Source organism: Streptomyces sp. NBC_00727 (assembly GCF_045161745.1).
Taxonomy (GTDB): Bacteria; Actinomycetota; Actinomycetes; order Streptomycetales; family Streptomycetaceae; genus Streptomyces.
On record NZ_CP108981.1, the window covers coordinates 1,471,130 to 1,487,008 of the forward strand.

At 72.9% G+C, this 15,879-nt stretch carries 15 protein-coding genes and 1 pseudogene; 5 read left to right on the plus strand and 11 right to left on the minus strand.

Translation table 11 applies throughout. The annotated features are described in order from the left end of the window. Positions 1-52 precede the first annotated feature (52 nt). Positions 53-1,264 carry a pyridoxal phosphate-dependent aminotransferase gene (locus OG242_RS06530; RefSeq protein WP_405897238.1) on the plus strand — a complete coding sequence of 404 codons (1,212 nt, stop codon included), beginning with the start codon at positions 53-55 and terminating at the stop codon, positions 1,262-1,264. Here the strand turns inward: OG242_RS06530 and OG242_RS06535 are convergent. After that, a complete protein-coding gene (locus OG242_RS06535; RefSeq protein WP_405897239.1) occupies positions 1,224-2,615 on the minus strand; it encodes an MFS transporter in 1,392 nt (463 codons plus the stop codon). The genes OG242_RS06530 and OG242_RS06535 overlap by 41 nt on opposite strands. Before the next feature lie 37 nt (positions 2,616-2,652). After that, complete coding sequence (locus tag OG242_RS06540) at positions 2,653-3,297, minus strand: helix-turn-helix domain-containing protein (protein ID WP_329024241.1); 645 nt, start codon at positions 3,295-3,297, stop codon at positions 2,653-2,655. 191 nt (positions 3,298-3,488) lie between these two features. Here OG242_RS06540 and OG242_RS06545 point away from each other — a divergent pair, with 191 nt between their 5' ends. Beyond that, positions 3,489-4,022, plus strand: a complete 534-nt coding sequence (locus tag OG242_RS06545; protein WP_329024243.1) for a DUF3574 domain-containing protein — start codon at positions 3,489-3,491, stop codon at positions 4,020-4,022. 25 nt (positions 4,023-4,047) lie between these two features. Here OG242_RS06545 and OG242_RS06550 read toward each other — a convergent pair whose 3' ends face one another. Continuing rightward, a complete protein-coding gene (locus OG242_RS06550) occupies positions 4,048-4,593 on the minus strand; it encodes an HXXEE domain-containing protein (RefSeq protein WP_405897240.1) in 546 nt (181 codons plus the stop codon). Between the two features lie 88 nt (positions 4,594-4,681). Between OG242_RS06550 and OG242_RS06555 the strand changes: the two genes are divergently transcribed. After that, on the plus strand, positions 4,682-5,266 hold the full coding sequence (locus tag OG242_RS06555) for a TetR/AcrR family transcriptional regulator (RefSeq protein WP_329024247.1): 585 nt from the start codon (positions 4,682-4,684) through the stop codon (positions 5,264-5,266). Positions 5,267-5,283: 17 nt separating this feature from the next. Here the strand turns inward: OG242_RS06555 and OG242_RS06560 are convergent, their stop codons facing one another. The 3 genes from OG242_RS06560 to OG242_RS06570 form a co-directional block, all read right to left on the minus strand. Continuing rightward, on the minus strand, positions 5,284-6,630 hold the full coding sequence (locus tag OG242_RS06560) for an SWIM zinc finger family protein (RefSeq protein ID WP_405897241.1): 1,347 nt from the start codon (positions 6,628-6,630) through the stop codon (positions 5,284-5,286). Beyond that, complete coding sequence (locus OG242_RS06565; protein WP_405897242.1) at positions 6,627-9,488, minus strand: SNF2-related protein; 2,862 nt, start codon at positions 9,486-9,488, stop codon at positions 6,627-6,629. Before OG242_RS06565 ends, OG242_RS06560 begins: the two co-directional genes overlap by 4 nt. Positions 9,489-9,682: 194 nt before the next feature. Next, complete coding sequence (locus OG242_RS06570; RefSeq protein WP_405897243.1) at positions 9,683-10,612, minus strand: SPFH domain-containing protein; 930 nt, start codon at positions 10,610-10,612, stop codon at positions 9,683-9,685. A 236-nt stretch (positions 10,613-10,848) separates the two neighbouring features. Here OG242_RS06570 and OG242_RS06575 point away from each other — a divergent pair, with 236 nt between their 5' ends. Beyond that, complete coding sequence (locus tag OG242_RS06575; protein WP_405897244.1) at positions 10,849-11,196, plus strand: hypothetical protein; 348 nt, start codon at positions 10,849-10,851, stop codon at positions 11,194-11,196. Positions 11,197-11,214: 18 nt separating this feature from the next. Here the strand turns inward: OG242_RS06575 and OG242_RS06580 are convergent. After that, positions 11,215-11,511, minus strand: a pseudogene (locus OG242_RS06580) (SAM-dependent methyltransferase); the annotation flags it as partial. Positions 11,512-11,564: 53 nt separating this feature from the next. On the opposite strand from OG242_RS06580, the gene OG242_RS06585 reads away from it, so the two are divergent. Then, a complete protein-coding gene (locus OG242_RS06585) occupies positions 11,565-11,858 on the plus strand; it encodes a DUF6343 family protein (RefSeq protein ID WP_405897245.1) in 294 nt (97 codons plus the stop codon). On the opposite strand, the gene OG242_RS06590 is transcribed toward OG242_RS06585, so the two are convergent. From OG242_RS06590 to rpsA, 4 genes are all read right to left on the minus strand, one after another. Then, on the minus strand, positions 11,855-12,217 hold the full coding sequence (locus OG242_RS06590; RefSeq protein ID WP_361029407.1) for a tetratricopeptide repeat protein: 363 nt from the start codon (positions 12,215-12,217) through the stop codon (positions 11,855-11,857). The two genes, OG242_RS06585 and OG242_RS06590, sit on opposite strands and share 4 nt — an antisense overlap. A gap of 85 nt (positions 12,218-12,302) precedes the next feature. Beyond that, positions 12,303-12,908 (minus strand): dephospho-CoA kinase, encoded by a 606-nt coding sequence (gene coaE, locus OG242_RS06595; RefSeq protein ID WP_405897246.1) that lies wholly within the window; start codon positions 12,906-12,908, stop codon positions 12,303-12,305. A gap of 74 nt (positions 12,909-12,982) precedes the next feature. Next, entirely contained in the window at positions 12,983-13,921 is a 939-nt protein-coding gene (locus tag OG242_RS06600; protein WP_405897247.1) for a PAC2 family protein, read from the minus strand. Between the two features lie 166 nt (positions 13,922-14,087). After that, positions 14,088-15,599: a 30S ribosomal protein S1 gene (rpsA, locus tag OG242_RS06605; RefSeq protein WP_093709307.1), complete on the minus strand. Its 1,512-nt coding sequence runs from the start codon at positions 15,597-15,599 to the stop codon at positions 14,088-14,090. Between the last annotated feature and the right edge of the window lie 280 nt (positions 15,600-15,879).

Consider the following 15,879-nt stretch of genomic DNA (forward strand, 5'->3'; position numbering starts at 1 on the left):
AAGGCCGGACTTGGTAAAACCAAGTATCGCAATCGGGTCGGGGAGGCACCGCATGGAGTTCCGCCAGTCCAGCAAGCTCAACGAGGTCTGTTACGAGATCCGGGGCCCCGTCATCGAGCAGGCCAACGCCCTGGAGGAGGCGGGCCACAGCGTGCTCCGGCTCAACACGGGCAACCCCGCCCTGTTCGGCTTCGAGGCGCCGGAGGAGATCGTCCAGGACATGATCCGGATGCTCCCGCAGGCCCACGGCTACACGGACTCGCGCGGCATCCTGTCCGCCCGCCGGGCCGTGGCCCAGCGCTACCAGGCGATGGGTCTCACCGAGGTCGACGTCGACGACATCTTCCTCGGCAACGGCGTGTCCGAGCTGATCTCGATGGCCGTCCAGGGGCTGCTGGAGGACGGCGACGAGGTGCTGATCCCCTCCCCCGACTACCCGCTGTGGACCGCGGTGACGACGCTGGCCGGCGGGAAGGCCGTGCACTACGCGTGCGACGAGGCCTCGGACTGGAACCCCGACATCGCCGACATGGCCTCGAAGATCACCGACCGCACCCGGGCCGTCGTGATCATCAACCCCAACAACCCCACGGGCGCCGTCTATCCGCGCGAGGTCCTGGAGGGCATCCTCGACCTGGCCCGCCGGCACGGTCTGATGGTGTTCGCCGACGAGATCTACGACCAGATCCTCTATGACGACGCCGAGCACCACAGCGTGGCGGTGCTCGCCCCGGACCTGGTCTGCCTCACCTTCAGCGGCCTGTCGAAGACGTACCGGGTGGCCGGGTTCCGCTCCGGCTGGATGGTGGTCTCGGGCCCGAAGCAGCACGCCCGCAGCTATCTGGAGGGCCTGACGATGCTCGCCTCCATGCGGCTGTGCCCCAACGCGCCCGCCCAGTACGCCATTCAGGCCGCACTCGGCGGCCGGCAGTCGATCCGGGACCTGGTGGTGCCCGGGGGCAGGCTGTACGAGCAGCGCGACCGCGCCTGGCAGAAGCTGAACGAGATCCCGGGCGTCTCCTGCGTGAAGCCGAAGGGTGCCCTGTACGCCTTCCCGCGCATCGACCCGAAGGTGCACCCGATCGCCGACGACGAGAAGTTCGTCCTGGACCTGCTGCTGCGCGAGAAGATCCAGGTCGTCCAGGGCACCGGCTTCAACTACCCCCGCCCCGACCACTTCCGCATCCTGACCCTGCCGCACGCCGACGACCTGGACGCCGCCATCAGCCGGATCGGGCGGTTCTTGGCGGGGTACCGGCAGTGAGATCGCGGTCCTTGCGGGCTTCCTGGGGTTCCAGGGCTTCCTGGGCTTCCTGATCGTCCTGGCCTTCCCGGTCCTCCTGATCTTGCCGGTCTTCGAGGTCTTCCCGGAGCGCGGCACGGCCGAGGCCGGCGGCTGCGAGGGAGAGGGCCGCGGCTGCCACGGCCGTGGTCATCGCGGCCGTGCCCCCGCGCTGTTCCACCAACGCCCCGACGACGACCGGGGCGAGTGAGGCGGCCCCCGTGGCGGCGAGCGCGACGACGCTGATGACGCGTCCCTGGATGCGGGCCGGGGTGGTCGCGGCGAGGCGTCCGAAGAGCAACGAGTTGACGGCCGGAGCCAGGAACAGGCCGGCGGCGAGCGGAACCACCATCAGCAGACCGCCGTTCAGCGCGGTGCTCGCCACGAGCAGGGCCAGCAGAACGCCCAGGGCCGTCAGCAGCAGGCGGTGGAAGGGCAGGAGTCGCTGCAGGCGGGCGGCACAGAGGGCGCCGAGCAGTCCACCGACCGCTGTGCAGCCCTGGGCCAGACCGAGCGCCCTCGGGCTGTGACCGGCGTCCGCGAGGATCAGCACGGCCGAGAACTGCGCGCCCGTCAACGCGAAGTTCACCGGCGCCGCCACGAGGATCACCGACCGGAGATAGGGGCTCGCCAGGACGTGGCGCAGGCCCTCCAGCGTGTCGTGGCGGAGCGAGGTCGCGGCGCTTCCCGCCCGCTTCGGGTGGGCGGGCTTGCGGATGAAGGAGACCGCCAGGAACGAGAGCAGGTAGCTCAGGGCGTCGAAGAGGAACGGGACCGCCCGGCCGAGCCCGTACAGGAAGCCGCCCAGCGGTGGCCCGGCCAGCGACGCCCCGTACGAGCGCGCCTCGTTCTTGGCGAAGGCGTCCGCGAGCTGCGGCTCCGGTACGAGTTGGCTGATGACCGACATCTCGGCCGCGCCGAACAGCACGTCCAGTACGGCGGCCGCCCCCGCGACCACGAAGATCACCGCGAGCGGGGCGTGACCGAGCAGGATCGCCGCGACCAGGACCGTGAAGAGGACGGCCCGGCCCGCGTCGCACGCCTGCATGACGCGCTTCCGGTTCACGCGGTCGGCCACCACACCGGCGGGGAGCATGAAACCGACCCGGATGACCGCCTGGAGCGTGCCGAGCGCCCCCGCCTGCACGGCGGAACCGTGCAGCGACAGCACGAGCAGCGGGAACGCCAGGAGCGACACGGCGGTGCCGAGCTCGGAGACCGCCTGGCCTCCCCACAGCAGGGTGAAGTCCCTGTTCCTGCGTAACGGCTTCGTGTCGTCGGGCTTCGTGTCGTCGGGCTTCGTGCCCGTTGTGGCCGCTGTTTCGGCGGTCATGCTGTCCCCCCGGTCGGTCGGTGCTGGCGGTGTGTGTTCAGGCGAACGGATGGGTGAGGATCACCACCTCCACCGGCCCGGCGTCCGCCGGCCTGGCTGCGGGGTCGTGGAGCCTGTCCCGGTAGCGCATGACCAACTTGTCGATCTCTCCCTGGAGTTCGTCCGCCTCGTCCGGGGTGACCCACCAGATCGTGTGCGTCCGCTCGCTCTTCTGCCGGTGCGTCCGGTGGCGTTCGAGCTGCCGCTCCAGGGCCAGGTCGCCGAGGTGCCGGGCCGCCAGGTCGCGCTCCCGCCCGTCGGACGTCTCGTCGTCGGGATCGCTCTCCATGGACCAGCCGAGCCGGGTGACGCGCCAGGGGCGCGAGCGGCCGGGCATGGGTCCGGCCTCCTCCACGAAGCCGTACTTCGCGAGCTGGCGGAAGTGGAAAGAGCAGGTGGTGGGGGACTCGCCGATCAGCTGACCGGCCTGGGTCGCCGTCAGCGGTCCCTGGACGCTGAGGGCTTCGATGAGCGCGAGCCGCACGGGATGGGAGAGCGCCCGCATGGAGGCCGGATCGGTGAGGCGGCGGGGGCCTTCGGGAGCGGAGACCCGCTCATCGGCCTCGTCGGTGCCGACGGGCCGGACCTCCGGCTCGGCCGGTGCTCGAAGGGCTCGCTCTGCTGGTTCTTCGGACTGCGGCATGCGATGAGAGTGTTCTCTCGAAAGAGATCTGTCAATAGAACGGGCGCGCCCGACGCACCTCCGTGCGCTCCCGCCCGTTCGGGTGGAATCCCTGTGGCACCCCTTGTCCGGCACGGCCCGTCGGGGGCCGCTTGCGACAGTGAGGCCCGCGCGTCTGCGCCTTCCCCGTATCCGGAACGAAGGGCTCCCCCATGCCTCTCCTGTCCCGCACGGCCGTCGCGAGCGACCCGGCCGGCTCCCCCGACGACCGGCGCCGGCCACGGCGGCGGACCGCGCTCGCCGCCGCCGCGGCGGGCCTCGCCGTACTGGCGGTGGGCACGCCCGTCGCGTACGCCACGCTCGGGTCCGGTGCCTCGCCGGAGCCGCGCCCGGCGGTGGCGGGGGCCGTGCGCGGCAAGGACTACGTCGAGACGCGACTCCTCTTCGGCACCGAGCGCCCGGACGGCGGGCCGGAGGTGACCGACCGGCAGTTCCGGGAGTTCATCGACGCGGAGGTCACCCCGCGCTTCCCGAACGGGCTGACCATCCAGGACGGCCGGGGCCAGTGGCGCGACTCCCACGGGGTCATCGAGCGGGAGCGGAGCTACGAGCTGACCCTGCTCTACCCCGCGTCCGAGGCCCGGGTGCGCGGCGGGCAGATCGAGCGCATCCGCGACGCCTACGAGAAGGCGTACGCCCAGGACTCGGTGGCGCGGCTGGAGGAGCGGCTGACGGCCGACTTCTGAGGGGGCGGCGGGCCGCGCCGCCCGGTCACGCGCCGGGTGTACGCGGCCGGGCCAGCACCCGGGCCGCCGCGTGGACGCCCGCCACCGCCACCGGCAGGAACGCCAGTCCGGCCGCCGTCGCGCGGGCGCCTCCCACCGGAATGCCCGCCGCGCGCAGGCGGCGCAGCGCCCAGAGCGAGTACGGGACGACGACGGTCGGGGACGTGGCCACCCCCGGCGTGTAGCCGCCGTACGCCGCCGACTGCGCCAGGTGCACCACGCCGTGGAGCCCGAATCCGGCCAGGGTCGTACGGAAGAACGCGCTCCGGCCGCCCGTCCGCGCCCCGTCGGCCGCCGCCGCCGCGACGAGCACGCCCATGAGGCCTATGGCCGTGTTCACCTCGCGCTGCGTGAGGTCCGCTCGCTCCCACACACGGTCGGGCACCCAGGGCAGGCGGTCCTTCAACTTGGGCCGCGCGGTCCGGAGCCAGCCCGCCATGGTGGCGATCTCCTCCAGGTCGTTGGCCGCCCAGGCGGCCAGCAGCCCCCAGGTCACCGCTCCGGAAACCCCGGACTTCCTGTCGGTCCTCATGAGCGCCCCTCCGTGTGCCGTGTGCCGGTGGTCGGCCGCAGCCTATAATGCAACGCAACGTTGCGTTGCATTTTTGTCTGGAGCCGCCATGACCGCCCCTCCCCCGCCGCCCCGCCCCGGCAAGGGCCCCCGCGCCGCCGAGGCGATCTTCGACGCCACCCTGCGGCTGCTCGCCGAACGCGGGTACGCGGGGCTCACCGTCGAGGCCGTCGCCCAGGAGGCCGGCGTCAACAAGACGACGATCTACCGCTGGTGGCCGTCGAAGGCGCCGCTGCTGCGCGCCGCGCTGCTCCGGGCCCGCGTCCTGGACATCGAGATCCCCGACACCGGTTCGCTGCGCGGGGACCTGATCGCCCTCGCGGAGCAGGTGACCGAGCTGGTCACCGGGGTACGGACCCGGGCGATCGTGCGGGCCCTGGCCTCGGGGACGGGTCTGCCCGACGACGAACTCGCCGCGCTGGCCCGGGACTTCTTCGCCGACCGGTTCTCCCGCGAGCAGCCGGTGTTCGCCCGGGCCGTCGCACGCGGCGAACTGGCGCCGGGGGCCGACCCGATGCTGCTGCTCGACCTGATCGCCGGGGCCGTGTGGGTGCGGGCGGTGCTCAGGAACGAGCCCGTCCCGCCCGGGTTCGCGGCCGCCGTCGTCGACTCCGTGCTGCCCGGGCACGGCTGAAGGGCCGGGCCGGCCCCTCAGCCGCCGGTCAGCTCCAGGAGGGCGCCGACCGGGTCGGTGGCCGGCGCGGCGCGCGGCCACCACTCGTCCTCGCCCGGGTCCGACTCGTAGCCGTACCAGCGGCCGTCGCGGCCGAAGCGGAGCTGGAAGGCGTGACCGGGGTGGGTGAGGTGGTTGCGCCAGGGCTGGAAGCGGGGGAAGCCGGCCGCCGCGAGGGCCGGGCGGGCGCGGTCGAAGGGGCCCGCCGGGGGGTCCCACGGCGTCTCCAGGACCGCCAGGCCCTCGGCCTCGCCCTGCCGCCAGGCGGCCACGGCCCGGGCCAGGTCCGTGGTGTTGCGGCCGGTGGCGGAGGCCAGCTCCCGGTAGAGGGCGCGGGTGGTCGCGGTGAGCCCTGCGGTGGGTCCGGCCGCCGCGAGACGGACGGCGTCCTGCCAGGTGGTGAGCCCGGCGAGCGGGTCGCGGCCGGTGGTCAGCAGGGTGTGGGCGCGGGCCGCCGCGTCGGTGGCGAGCTGGTCCAGGGCGAGCGGGTCCCGGGCCCCGGGCAGGGCGGGGTAGGCGGGCGGCCGGCCCGGATGCGGGTCCACCGGGAACGGCGCGGGCAGCGGCGGCAGGAACCGGTCGGCCAGCGCTTCCCCGGCGGGCACGGACGGGGTGTCGGGGGCGGGGGGCCGCTCCCGGGCGGAGTGCGCGGCGTTGCGCCGGCCCAGCTCCTCCAGCAGCTCTCGCTCGCCCCGGCCGCGCAGCAGGAGCAGGACGAACGGGTCGGTGTCCAGCAGGAGCGCCATCTGGTAGCTGAGGGCGGCGACGTGCTTGCAGGGGCGCCCGCGGTCGGGGCAGGTGCAGGCGGGATCGAGGTCGCCGGGGGCGGGCAGCAGCGTCATGCCGGCGGCGGTCGCGGTCTCGGCCAGGGAGTGCGGCATCTCCTTGGCGAGCAGCGCGGCCAGGTGCCCGGGCCGGGCGGCGACCTCGTCCAGCAGGGTGTCCCAGTCGGGGTCGGTGAACGTACGCAGCCGCAGCTCGGCCCGGTACGGGCGGGGGCGGCTGCCGTGCACATAGGCGACGACGTGCCCCGGCGTGACGGTGATCGCGGCGACGTGCCCGCCGTCCGCATAGTCCCGTCCCCGGGCCAGGCGCGGGCCGTCCATCGACAGGGATTCGAGCGCCGCGACCCAGGCCCGGCCCCACCAGCTCTCGGCGAACGGCTCGCCCTCGCCGGAGGTGCGCGCCGGAACGGCCTCGAAGGTGCGCCGCAGATCGTCGGGCCCGGGACGGGAACGGGCGCCGGGGCGGGTGTCGTGGCGGGCGGCGAGCGGTCCGGAGGTGGGGCGGGCGGTGTCCGGGCGGCGGCGGGGGGCGGGGCTCATGACGGCCTCCGGAGGGAGACGAGGTCGGCCAGGTCGCGGTCGCTCAGCTCGGTCAGCGCGCTCTCGCCGCTGCCGAGGACGGCGTCGGCCAGCGCCCGCTTGGCGAGCAGCATCTCCCCGATGCGGTCCTCCACGGTGCCCTCCGCGATCAGCCGGTGCACCTGGACGGGCTGGGTCTGACCGATGCGGTACGCCCGGTCCGTGGCCTGCTCCTCGACGGCCGGGTTCCACCAGCGGTCGTAGTGGATGACATGCGCGGCCCGGGTGAGGTTGAGCCCCGTGCCCGCCGCCTTCAGGGAGAGCAGGAAGACGGGGACCTCGCCGGACTGGAATCGGTCCACCATCCGCTCCCGCTCGGCCACCGGGGTTCCGCCGTGCAGGAGCTGGGAGGGGATCGCGCGCGCGGTCAGATGGGCGGACAGCAGCCGGGCCATCGTCACGTACTGCGTGAAGACCAGCACCGAGCCGTCCTCGGCGAGAATCGTGTCGAGGAGTTCGTCGAGGAGGGCGAGCTTGCCCGAGCGTCCGGTGAGCCGGGCCGCGTCCTCCTTCAGATACTGCGCCGGGTGGTTGCAGATCTGCTTCAGCGAGGCCAGCAGCTTCATGATCAGCCCTCGCCGCGCGATGCCCTCGGACGCCTCGATGTACGCCATGGTCTCGCGCACCGTGGCCTCGTACAGCGTGGCCTGCTCGCGGGTGAGGAAGACGGGGTGGTCGGTCTCCGTCTTGGGCGGCAGCTCGGGCGCGATGCCGGGGTCGGACTTCTTGCGGCGCAGCAGGAACGGGCGGACCAGCCGGGACAGCCGCTCCACCGCCTCGTCGTTGCCGAGGCCCGCCGCCGTGCCGGTGTTCTCCACGATCCGGGCGTGCCGGGCCCGGAACGCCTTGAGCGGACCGAGCAGTCCGGGCGTCGTCCAGTCGAGCAGCGCCCACAGCTCGGAGAGGTTGTTCTCCACGGGGGTGCCGGTGAGGGCGACCCTCGCCGGGGAGGGGATGGTGCGCAGCGCCTTCGCGGTGGAGGAGTGGGGGTTCTTGACGTGCTGCGCCTCGTCGGCGACGACCAGTCCCCAGCGGTGGGCGGCCAGTTCGGCCGCGCTGGAGCGCATCGTGCCGTACGTGGTGAGGACGAAGCCGCCGTCGGCCCCGGCGAGGGTGCGTCCGGCGCCGTGGAACCTGCGTACGGGGACGCCTGGGGCGAAGCGGTTGATCTCGCGGTGCCAGTTGCCCAGCAGGGAGGCGGGGCAGATCACGAGCGTGGGCGCGGGGTGGGCGCGGTGGAGGTGGAGGGCGATCAGGGTGATCGTCTTGCCGAGGCCCATGTCGTCGGCGAGGCAGCCGCCGAGGCCGAGCGAGGTCATCCGGTCCAGCCAGGCCAGCCCGCGCAGCTGGTAGTCGCGGAGCGTCGCGTGGAGTCCGGGCGGCGGGGCGGGCACGGCGTCCTCGGTGAGCAGTCGCGTACGCAGCTCCGCCAGCGCACCGGCCGGCACCGCCTCGACCTGCTCGCCGTCCACGTCGGCGGTGCCGGTCAGGGCGACGGCCAGCGCGTCCACCGGGTCGAGCAGGCCCAGCTCCCGCTTGCGCGCCTTGCGGACGAGCGCGGGGTCGACGACGACCCACTGGTCCCGCAGCCGCACCACGGGGCGGTGCGCCTCGGCGAGCACGTCCATCTCGGCCTCGGTGAGCCGCTCGTCGCCGAGCGAGAGCTGCCAGTCGAACGCGAAGAGCTGTTCGGCGTCGAAGAACGCGGTGCCGTCCGTGGCCGTCCCGGGCGCGGGCCTGACCACGGCGGCGGCGGTGAGGGTGCGGGCCAGCTCCCTGGGCCAGTGGACGCTCACCCCGGCGGCGGCCAGCCTGCTCCCGGCGTCGCCCAGCAGCTCGTACAGCTCGTCCTCACCGATGGCCAGGACGTCGGGGACCGGCTGGTCCAGCAGCCGTTCGAGCGGGGCCCAGACGCGGGCGGCGCGGCGCAGCGCGAGCGCGGTGTCGATCCGGGACCGGGGGCCGAAGGGCTCGCCCGCGTCACCGGCCCAGAGGGCGGCGGCGTCGACGACGTAGGTGGGGTCGGCGAGGCTGTGCACCTGGGTGACGGCCGCGGCGGCGTGCCGCTCGGGGGTGCCCGCCGTCCCGTCGGAGCCGGTCGTGTCGAATAGTTCGTACGCGGAGAGGTCGAGGCGCAGCGACACCCGGACCCCGGCGTCCAGGCCCGAGGCGACCTCGACGGCCCATTCCCGCGCGCCGGGCAGGTGCTGGGGCTCGGCCGCCGCGAAGGGGGCGCCCATGGCGAACGCGGCGGCGGGCGTCCGGGGCAGGGTGTCGGCGACCGCGTCGAGGAAGGCGCCGATCAGGGCCTCCGGGTCGGGCAGCCTGAGCGGGGTCCGGCCGGGCAGCGGGACGGCGTGCCCCTCCCAGGGCAGGGCGGCGGCCACCGCGCGCAGGTGCGCGACGTCCCCGGCGTCGCGGGGGCCGGCCCGCCAGGCGTCGTGGTCGTCGGCCGTCAGCCCGGGGAGCATGCGGCCGCCGGCCACCAGATGCAGGGCGTGCAGGGCGGCGGCGCCCCAGGCGCGGGTCGCCGGGTGGGCGGAGCGCAGGTGGCGGGCGCGGGCGAGCAGGGGCAGGGCCGCGTCGACGGGGAGCAGGAGCGCGGGCACGTCGTGCGTGCGCACCTGGTCCCCGGCGCTGTACGGCCGGACGACCGTGATCTCCTCGCTCCGGGCTCCGGCGGTCTCGGGAAGCGGGGCGTCGAGCGGGTCCCAGAAGGCGACGCGCCCCCGCCGTGGCGGCGTACCGGGCAGGAAGACGGCGGCGCAGCGCAGCAGACGGCTGTCGTCCGCGTCCTGCGGCGGCGGTGCGGTGCTCACCGGTCCCTCCCTTCTCGTCGCGCACGGCCCGGCGGCCGCGTCCTGGCGTTCCGTGCCTGGTCAGCACGGTCTCGTCCTACACCTGGCGAGTCTAGGCGGGAGGTCTGACAACGCCCCGGACAAGGGTCCGGCCGCCGCCGTTCCCGCAGCTCGTACGGGTCGGACGACGGCCGGGCAGCGACCGCGCGGAGAGGTCAGTGGTGGGCGTACGGCTTCGAGGAGGCGTCCGGACGCGGGGGCGGCGTACCGGGGTCCGAGGGCCGCGCGTCGTCCGGGGCGGGCGCACCGGGGTCCCCGGCCTGCCCCACCTGCGCACCGGCGTCCGGCGCCTGCGCGATCTCGGGGGCGGGCGCCCCCGGCGCCCCCTGCTGCGCCCGTTCCAGGAATCGCAGCAGCTCCACCGGGAACGGCAGGACCAGCGTGGAGTTCTTCTCGGCCGCCACGGCCACCACGGTCTGGAGCAGACGCAGCTGGAGCGCCGCCGGCTGGGTGGACATCTCGGAGGCCGCCTCGGCCAGCTTCTTGGACGCCTGGAGCTCCGCGTCCGCGTTGATGACCCGGGCGCGCCGCTCACGGTCGGCCTCGGCCTGGCGGGCCATGGAGCGTTTCATGGTCTCCGGCAGCGAGACGTCCTTGATCTCGACCCGGTCGATCTGCACGCCCCAGCCGACCGCGGGACTGTCGATCATCAGCTCCAGGCCCTGGTTCAGCTTCTCCCGGTTGGAGAGGAGGTCGTCCAGATCGCTCTTGCCGATGATGGAACGCAGTGACGTCTGCGCCATCTGCGAGACCGCGAAACGGTAGTCCTCGACCTCGACGACCGCGCTCGCCGGGTCGACCACCTTGAAGTAGATGACGGCGTCCACCCGGACCGTGACGTTGTCCCGAGTGATCCCGTCCTGGGCCGGCACGGGCATGGTCACGATCTGCATGTTGACCTTGCGGAGCCGGTCGACGCCCGGCAGCACCATCGTGAAGCCGGGCGGGCGCACCTCATCGCGGAGCCGGCCCAGTCTGAGGACCACGCCCCGCTCGTACTGCCTGACGACCCTGGCGGCCGCCGCCAGATACAGGGCGCCCACCGCCGCTGCAGCGACCACCGCGATCACGAGTACCTGGACCATGACGGCCCCCTGCCAGCCGGAAGAGCCCGGCAATCGGCGCCGCACCTCTTCGTGCGCTAATACCACGGTATGCCTGGTTTCGCTCGGGGTCGAACCCCTACGCGTCCGCCCGTGGTGCCGCGCTCCCCCGCCCGGCCGCTTCCCGGATGCCGGGGCCCGGGGAAGCGGGCAGGGTGAGCGGCACCGGCACGTACACCCGCGGTGTGCGTGGTGACGAGACAGACGAGGATGCGCCCATGCCCGTGATCGACCGCCGACGCCGCCGGCTCGGCATCGCCGCCCAGGCCGTGCTCCTGACCCTCACCGTCGCAGGCTGTTCGGGCCTCGGCCGGACCGCGGTCGGCCCGGTCATCTACACCACCGAGCGGGACGCCGTGATCGAGGTGAACAGCCCCTCGGTCAAGGGCTGTCACCGGCTCGCCCCGGCCGGCGCGAAGGAGGTGGCCAACGAGACCCTGGTCGACATCGTGCTGTACCGGACGCCCGACTGCACCGGCCCGGGCACGACGTACGTCGCCACCACGTTCTCGGACGTCAAGGCGCCGAGCGCGCGTCCCTGGCGCAGCTTCACCACCATCCACTGACCGCCCGGCCGCCGACCGCTACACGGGCACGGCCCGCACCCAGACGCCGTCGTCCGTGAGATAACGGTCCACCTCCAGCCCGGCCGCTCCCAGGTGCCCTTCGAACTCCTCCTTCGTCAGCGGCCGGGACAGGAAGGTCCGCGTCCACCGGGCGTCGGCGAACTCGTACTCCGCGCGCACCCCGTCGCCCACCGGCTCCGAGGAGACGATGCGCACCATGTAGCCGGCGGGGTGGACGCGCTCGCGCGGAAGCCCGTCGTGGTAATCCGCCCCCTCGCGCTGGAGGAGCACCACCCCTCCGTCGCGTGCGTACCGTGTTGTGCCGCACCTGACCGGCCGTGGGTCCATGCTGGTAGGGAGGCGATGCCATGCGTACCGGCAATGAACCGACGACCGCCCGCAGTCCGCTGCGGATGCGGCTCTGGCTGAGTCTGTGGGGCCTGGCCTGGGCCGTCTTCGGCGTGACGGCCTTCGCCGTGAACGGCCGCACCGGCTGGGCCGCGGTCTGCGGGGTGCTGCTCGTGCTTGTGCTGGTGGACCTGTGCGTGGTCGTGCACCGGCTGCGCCAGGGCGCGCACCACCAGCCGGACCGCTCCATCCCGCCGTACGACCCCGACCACGGGTCACGCGGCGGCAAGGGGCCGCCGCCGGGCACGCCCTAGCTGTCGAAGCGGGCGGCCCGCAGATACTCCGGCTTCGGGTCGAGCGCGGCCGCCAGCCGGAAGTGGCGGGTGGCTCGCTCGGGATGGCCGGAGCGCTCGAAGGTGCGGGCGAGGGCGAAGTGCGCGAAGGCGTTGTCCGGCTCCCGCTCAAGCACCAGCTCGAACTCCAGCTCGGCGGGGCGCAGCTGCGCCGCAGCGAAGAAGGCGCGGGCCCGCAGCAGCCGGGCGGCGGTGTTCTCGGGGTGGGCGGCGATCACCGAGTCGAGCAGCCGCACCGCGCCCCGGGGATCGCGCGCGGCGAGCAACTGCTCGGCCGCGCGGAAGTCGATGACGTCGGTTTCCGGGTTCCTCTCGGGCACGGTGACATCCTTCCCTGGTCCGTCCCGGGGTGAACGCGGGGACGGCCACGGGTATTCCGGTACGACCCCGTGGCGCGGCCCCGGCTCAGCTCTTCTCCGCCGCGCGGCGGGTCAGCTCCGCCCAGACCTCGCGGACCCGGTCCGCCAGCTCCTCGACCGGTCCGTCGTTGTCGATGACCAGGTCGGCGACGGCGCGCCGCTGCTCGCGGGTGGCCTGGGCGGCCATGCGGGCTCGGGCGTCCTCCTCGGCCATGCCGCGCAGCCTCACGAGCCGGTCGAGCTGGGTCTCCGGGGCGGCGTCGACCACGACGACCAGGTCGTAGAGCGGGGTGAGGCCGTTCTCGGTGAGGAGGGGCACGTCGTGGACGACCACCGAGTCCGGCCCGGCGGCCTTCTCCAGTTCGGCGGAGCGGTCGCGGACGAGGGGGTGAACGATCGCGTTGAGCGCGGCGAGGCGGTCCCGGTCGGCGAAGACGATCGCGCCGAGCGCGGGCCGGTCCAGGGTGCCTTCCGGGGTCAGGATGCCGGGGCCGAACTCCTCGACGACGGCGGCGAGACCGGGGGTGCCCGGCTCGACGACCTTGCGGGCGATGCGGTCCGCGTCGACGAGGACGGCTCCCTGGCCGACGAGCAGCCGGGACACTTCGCTCTTGCCGGCTCCGATGCCCCCGGTCAGGCCCACTTTCAGCATGCCCGGCAGCCTAATGCCCGCTGCCCGTCACCCCCACCGGCGGGGTGACGGGCAGCGGGCACAGGACGCAGCGGTCAGGCGTCGCCCTCGCGCTCGGCGAGGAACTTCTCGAATTCCAGGCCGATCTCGTCGGCGGACGGCAGGTCCGCCGGTTCGGCGACCAGGTTGCCCCGGGTCTCCGCGCCCGCGACCGCGTCGTACTGGTGCTCAAGGCCCTCGACCAGCGAGACGAGCTCCTCGTCGCCCTGGCCGATCTGGCGGTCGATCTCCGTCTGGGCGCGGTGCGCCTCGGTGCGCAGGGAGTGCGCGACGGCCGGCAGGACCAGGCCGGTCGCGGCGGTGATCGCCTCCAGCGCGGTGAGCGCCGCGTCCGGGTAGGCGGAGCGGGCGACGTAGTGCGGCACATGGGCGGCGACGCCCAGCACGTCGTGGCCCGCCTCCATCAGCCGGTACTCGACGAGCGCCTCGGCGGAGCCGGGCACCTGTGCCTCGTCGAACGGGCTGCGGTGGCCGGGCATCAGGTCCGTGCGGTTGCCGTGCGGCGTGATGCCGACGGGGCGGGTGTGCGGGACGCCCATCGGGATGCCGTGGAAGTTGACCGCGAGGCGGACGCCGAGCCGCTCGACGATCTGCTCGACGGCGGCCGCGAACCTCTCCCACTCCACGTCCGGCTCGGGGCCGGACAGCAGCAGGAACGGCGCGCCCGTGGCGTCCTGGACCACGCGGACGTCCAGCGTCGGGGTCTCGTACGCCGACCAGCGGTCCCGCTTGAACGTGAGCAGCGGGCGGCGGGCGCGGTAGTCGATCAGGCGGTCGTGGTCGAAGCGGGCCACGACCTGGTGCGGCAGCGATTCGAGCAGGCCGTCGACGATCTGCTCACCCGTCTCACCCGCGTCGATGTATCCCTCGAAGTGGTAGAGCATGACCAGGCCGGCCGACTCCTGGGCGAGCGCCATGTCGACGACAGCCAGGCCCTTCGGCTCCCATTCGTACAAACTCTGCGGATCAGGCACGGTTACCGCTCCTCCTTGTGTTCCTGGAGAAGAACGCCCCGGGGATCACTGTCATTCCCCGTACACGCTCTTTCACGCGGAAACGCGTGAGGCCCGCCCCCCGAAGGGGACGGGCCTCACGGTCACTCACCTACCGCAGCCGATGACCGGCCGGAGGGACAGAGCGTCAGCTCTGGCCGCCCGCCAGCTTCTCGCGGAGCGCGGCCAGGGCCTCGTCCGACGCCAGGGCGCCGGAGTTGTCCGAGGACTCCGAGGAGTAGGAGCCGCCACCGCTGCCGCCCGAGGCGGCCGGGGTGTTGCCGGCGGGGGCGGCAGCGCCCTCGGCGGCAGCGGCCTCGTCGGCCTCGCGGGACTTGATGACCTGGGCCTGGTGCTGCTCGAAGCGCTGCTGCGCCTCGGCGTACTGGGTCTCCCAGACCTCGCGCTGAGCCTCGAAGCCCTCGAGCCAGTCGTTGGTCTCGGGGTCGAAGCCCTCGGGGTAGATGTAGTTGCCCTGGTCGTCGTAGGACGCGGCCATGCCGTACAGGGTCGGGTCGAACTCGACCGAGGCCGGGTCGCCGCCGAAGGCCTCGTTGGCCTGCTTCAGCGAGAGGCTGATGCGACGGCGCTCGAGGTCGATGTCGATGACCTTGACGAAGATCTCGTCGTTGACCTGGACGACCTGCTCCGGGATCTCCACGTGGCGCTCGGCCAGCTCGGAGATGTGGACCAGGCCCTCGATGCCCTCGTCGACGCGGACGAACGCACCGAACGGAACGAGCTTGGTGACCTTACCGGGGACGACCTGCCCGATCTGGTGCGTACGGGCGAACTGCTGCCACGGGTCTTCCTGCGTCGCCTTGAGCGACAGGGACACGCGCTCGCGGTCCATGTCGACGTCGAGGACCTCGACGGTGACCTCCTGGCCGACCTCGACGACCTCGGAGGGGTGGTCGATGTGCTTCCAGGACAGCTCGGAGACGTGCACCAGACCGTCGACGCCACCCAGGTCCACGAAGGCACCGAAGTTGACGATCGAGGAGACGACGCCGGAGCGGACCTGACCCTTCTGGAGGGTCGTGAGGAACGTCTGGCGGACCTCGGACTGGGTCTGCTCGAGCCAGGCACGGCGGGACAGGACCACGTTGTTGCGGTTCTTGTCCAGCTCGATGATCTTGGCCTCGAGCTCCTTGCCCACGTACGGCTGGAGGTCGCGGACGCGACGCATCTCGACGAGCGACGCCGGCAGGAAGCCACGGAGGCCGATGTCGAGGATGAGACCACCCTTGACGACCTCGATGACGGTACCGGTGACGATGCCGTCCTCTTCCTTGATCTTCTCGATGGTGCCCCAGGCACGCTCGTACTGAGCGCGCTTCTTCGAGAGGATCAGGCGGCCTTCCTTGTCCTCCTTCTGGAGAACCAGGGCCTCGATCTCGTCACCGACCTTGACGACCTCGTTCGGGTCGACGTCGTGCTTGATCGAGAGCTCGCGGCTCGGGATGACACCTTCGGTCTTGTAACCGATGTCGAGGAGAACCTCGTCCCGGTCAACCTTGACGATGACACCGTCAACGATGTCGCCGTCGTTGAAGTACTTGATCGTCTCGTCGATCGCCGCGAGGAACGCGTCCGCGTCGCCGATGTCGTTGACCGCAACCTGCGGAGTGGTGGCGGTGGTCTCGGTGCTGCTCGTCATGTGGGAAAGGGCTCCGGTACGGACAGTGAGTCGTAGGTACTGCTACGCCGAGAACCCGTATCGCCTCTGCAGAAGCCGGACAGCCAGGGAAGCGCCCTTCCCGTGGCCGGGAGGCGCCTCGTGAACCGAGGGGACATGCAACAGATGCGAGCGCGGCCTGCTAGGTCTGAGGCGCGCAGGCTCGCAGCGCAACTTGTAGCATACGGGGGCAGCAGGGCACGGTCAATGCGCGAAGGCGGACACCACCGGCGAAACACCCCCATGTCCGGCACAACTCGCG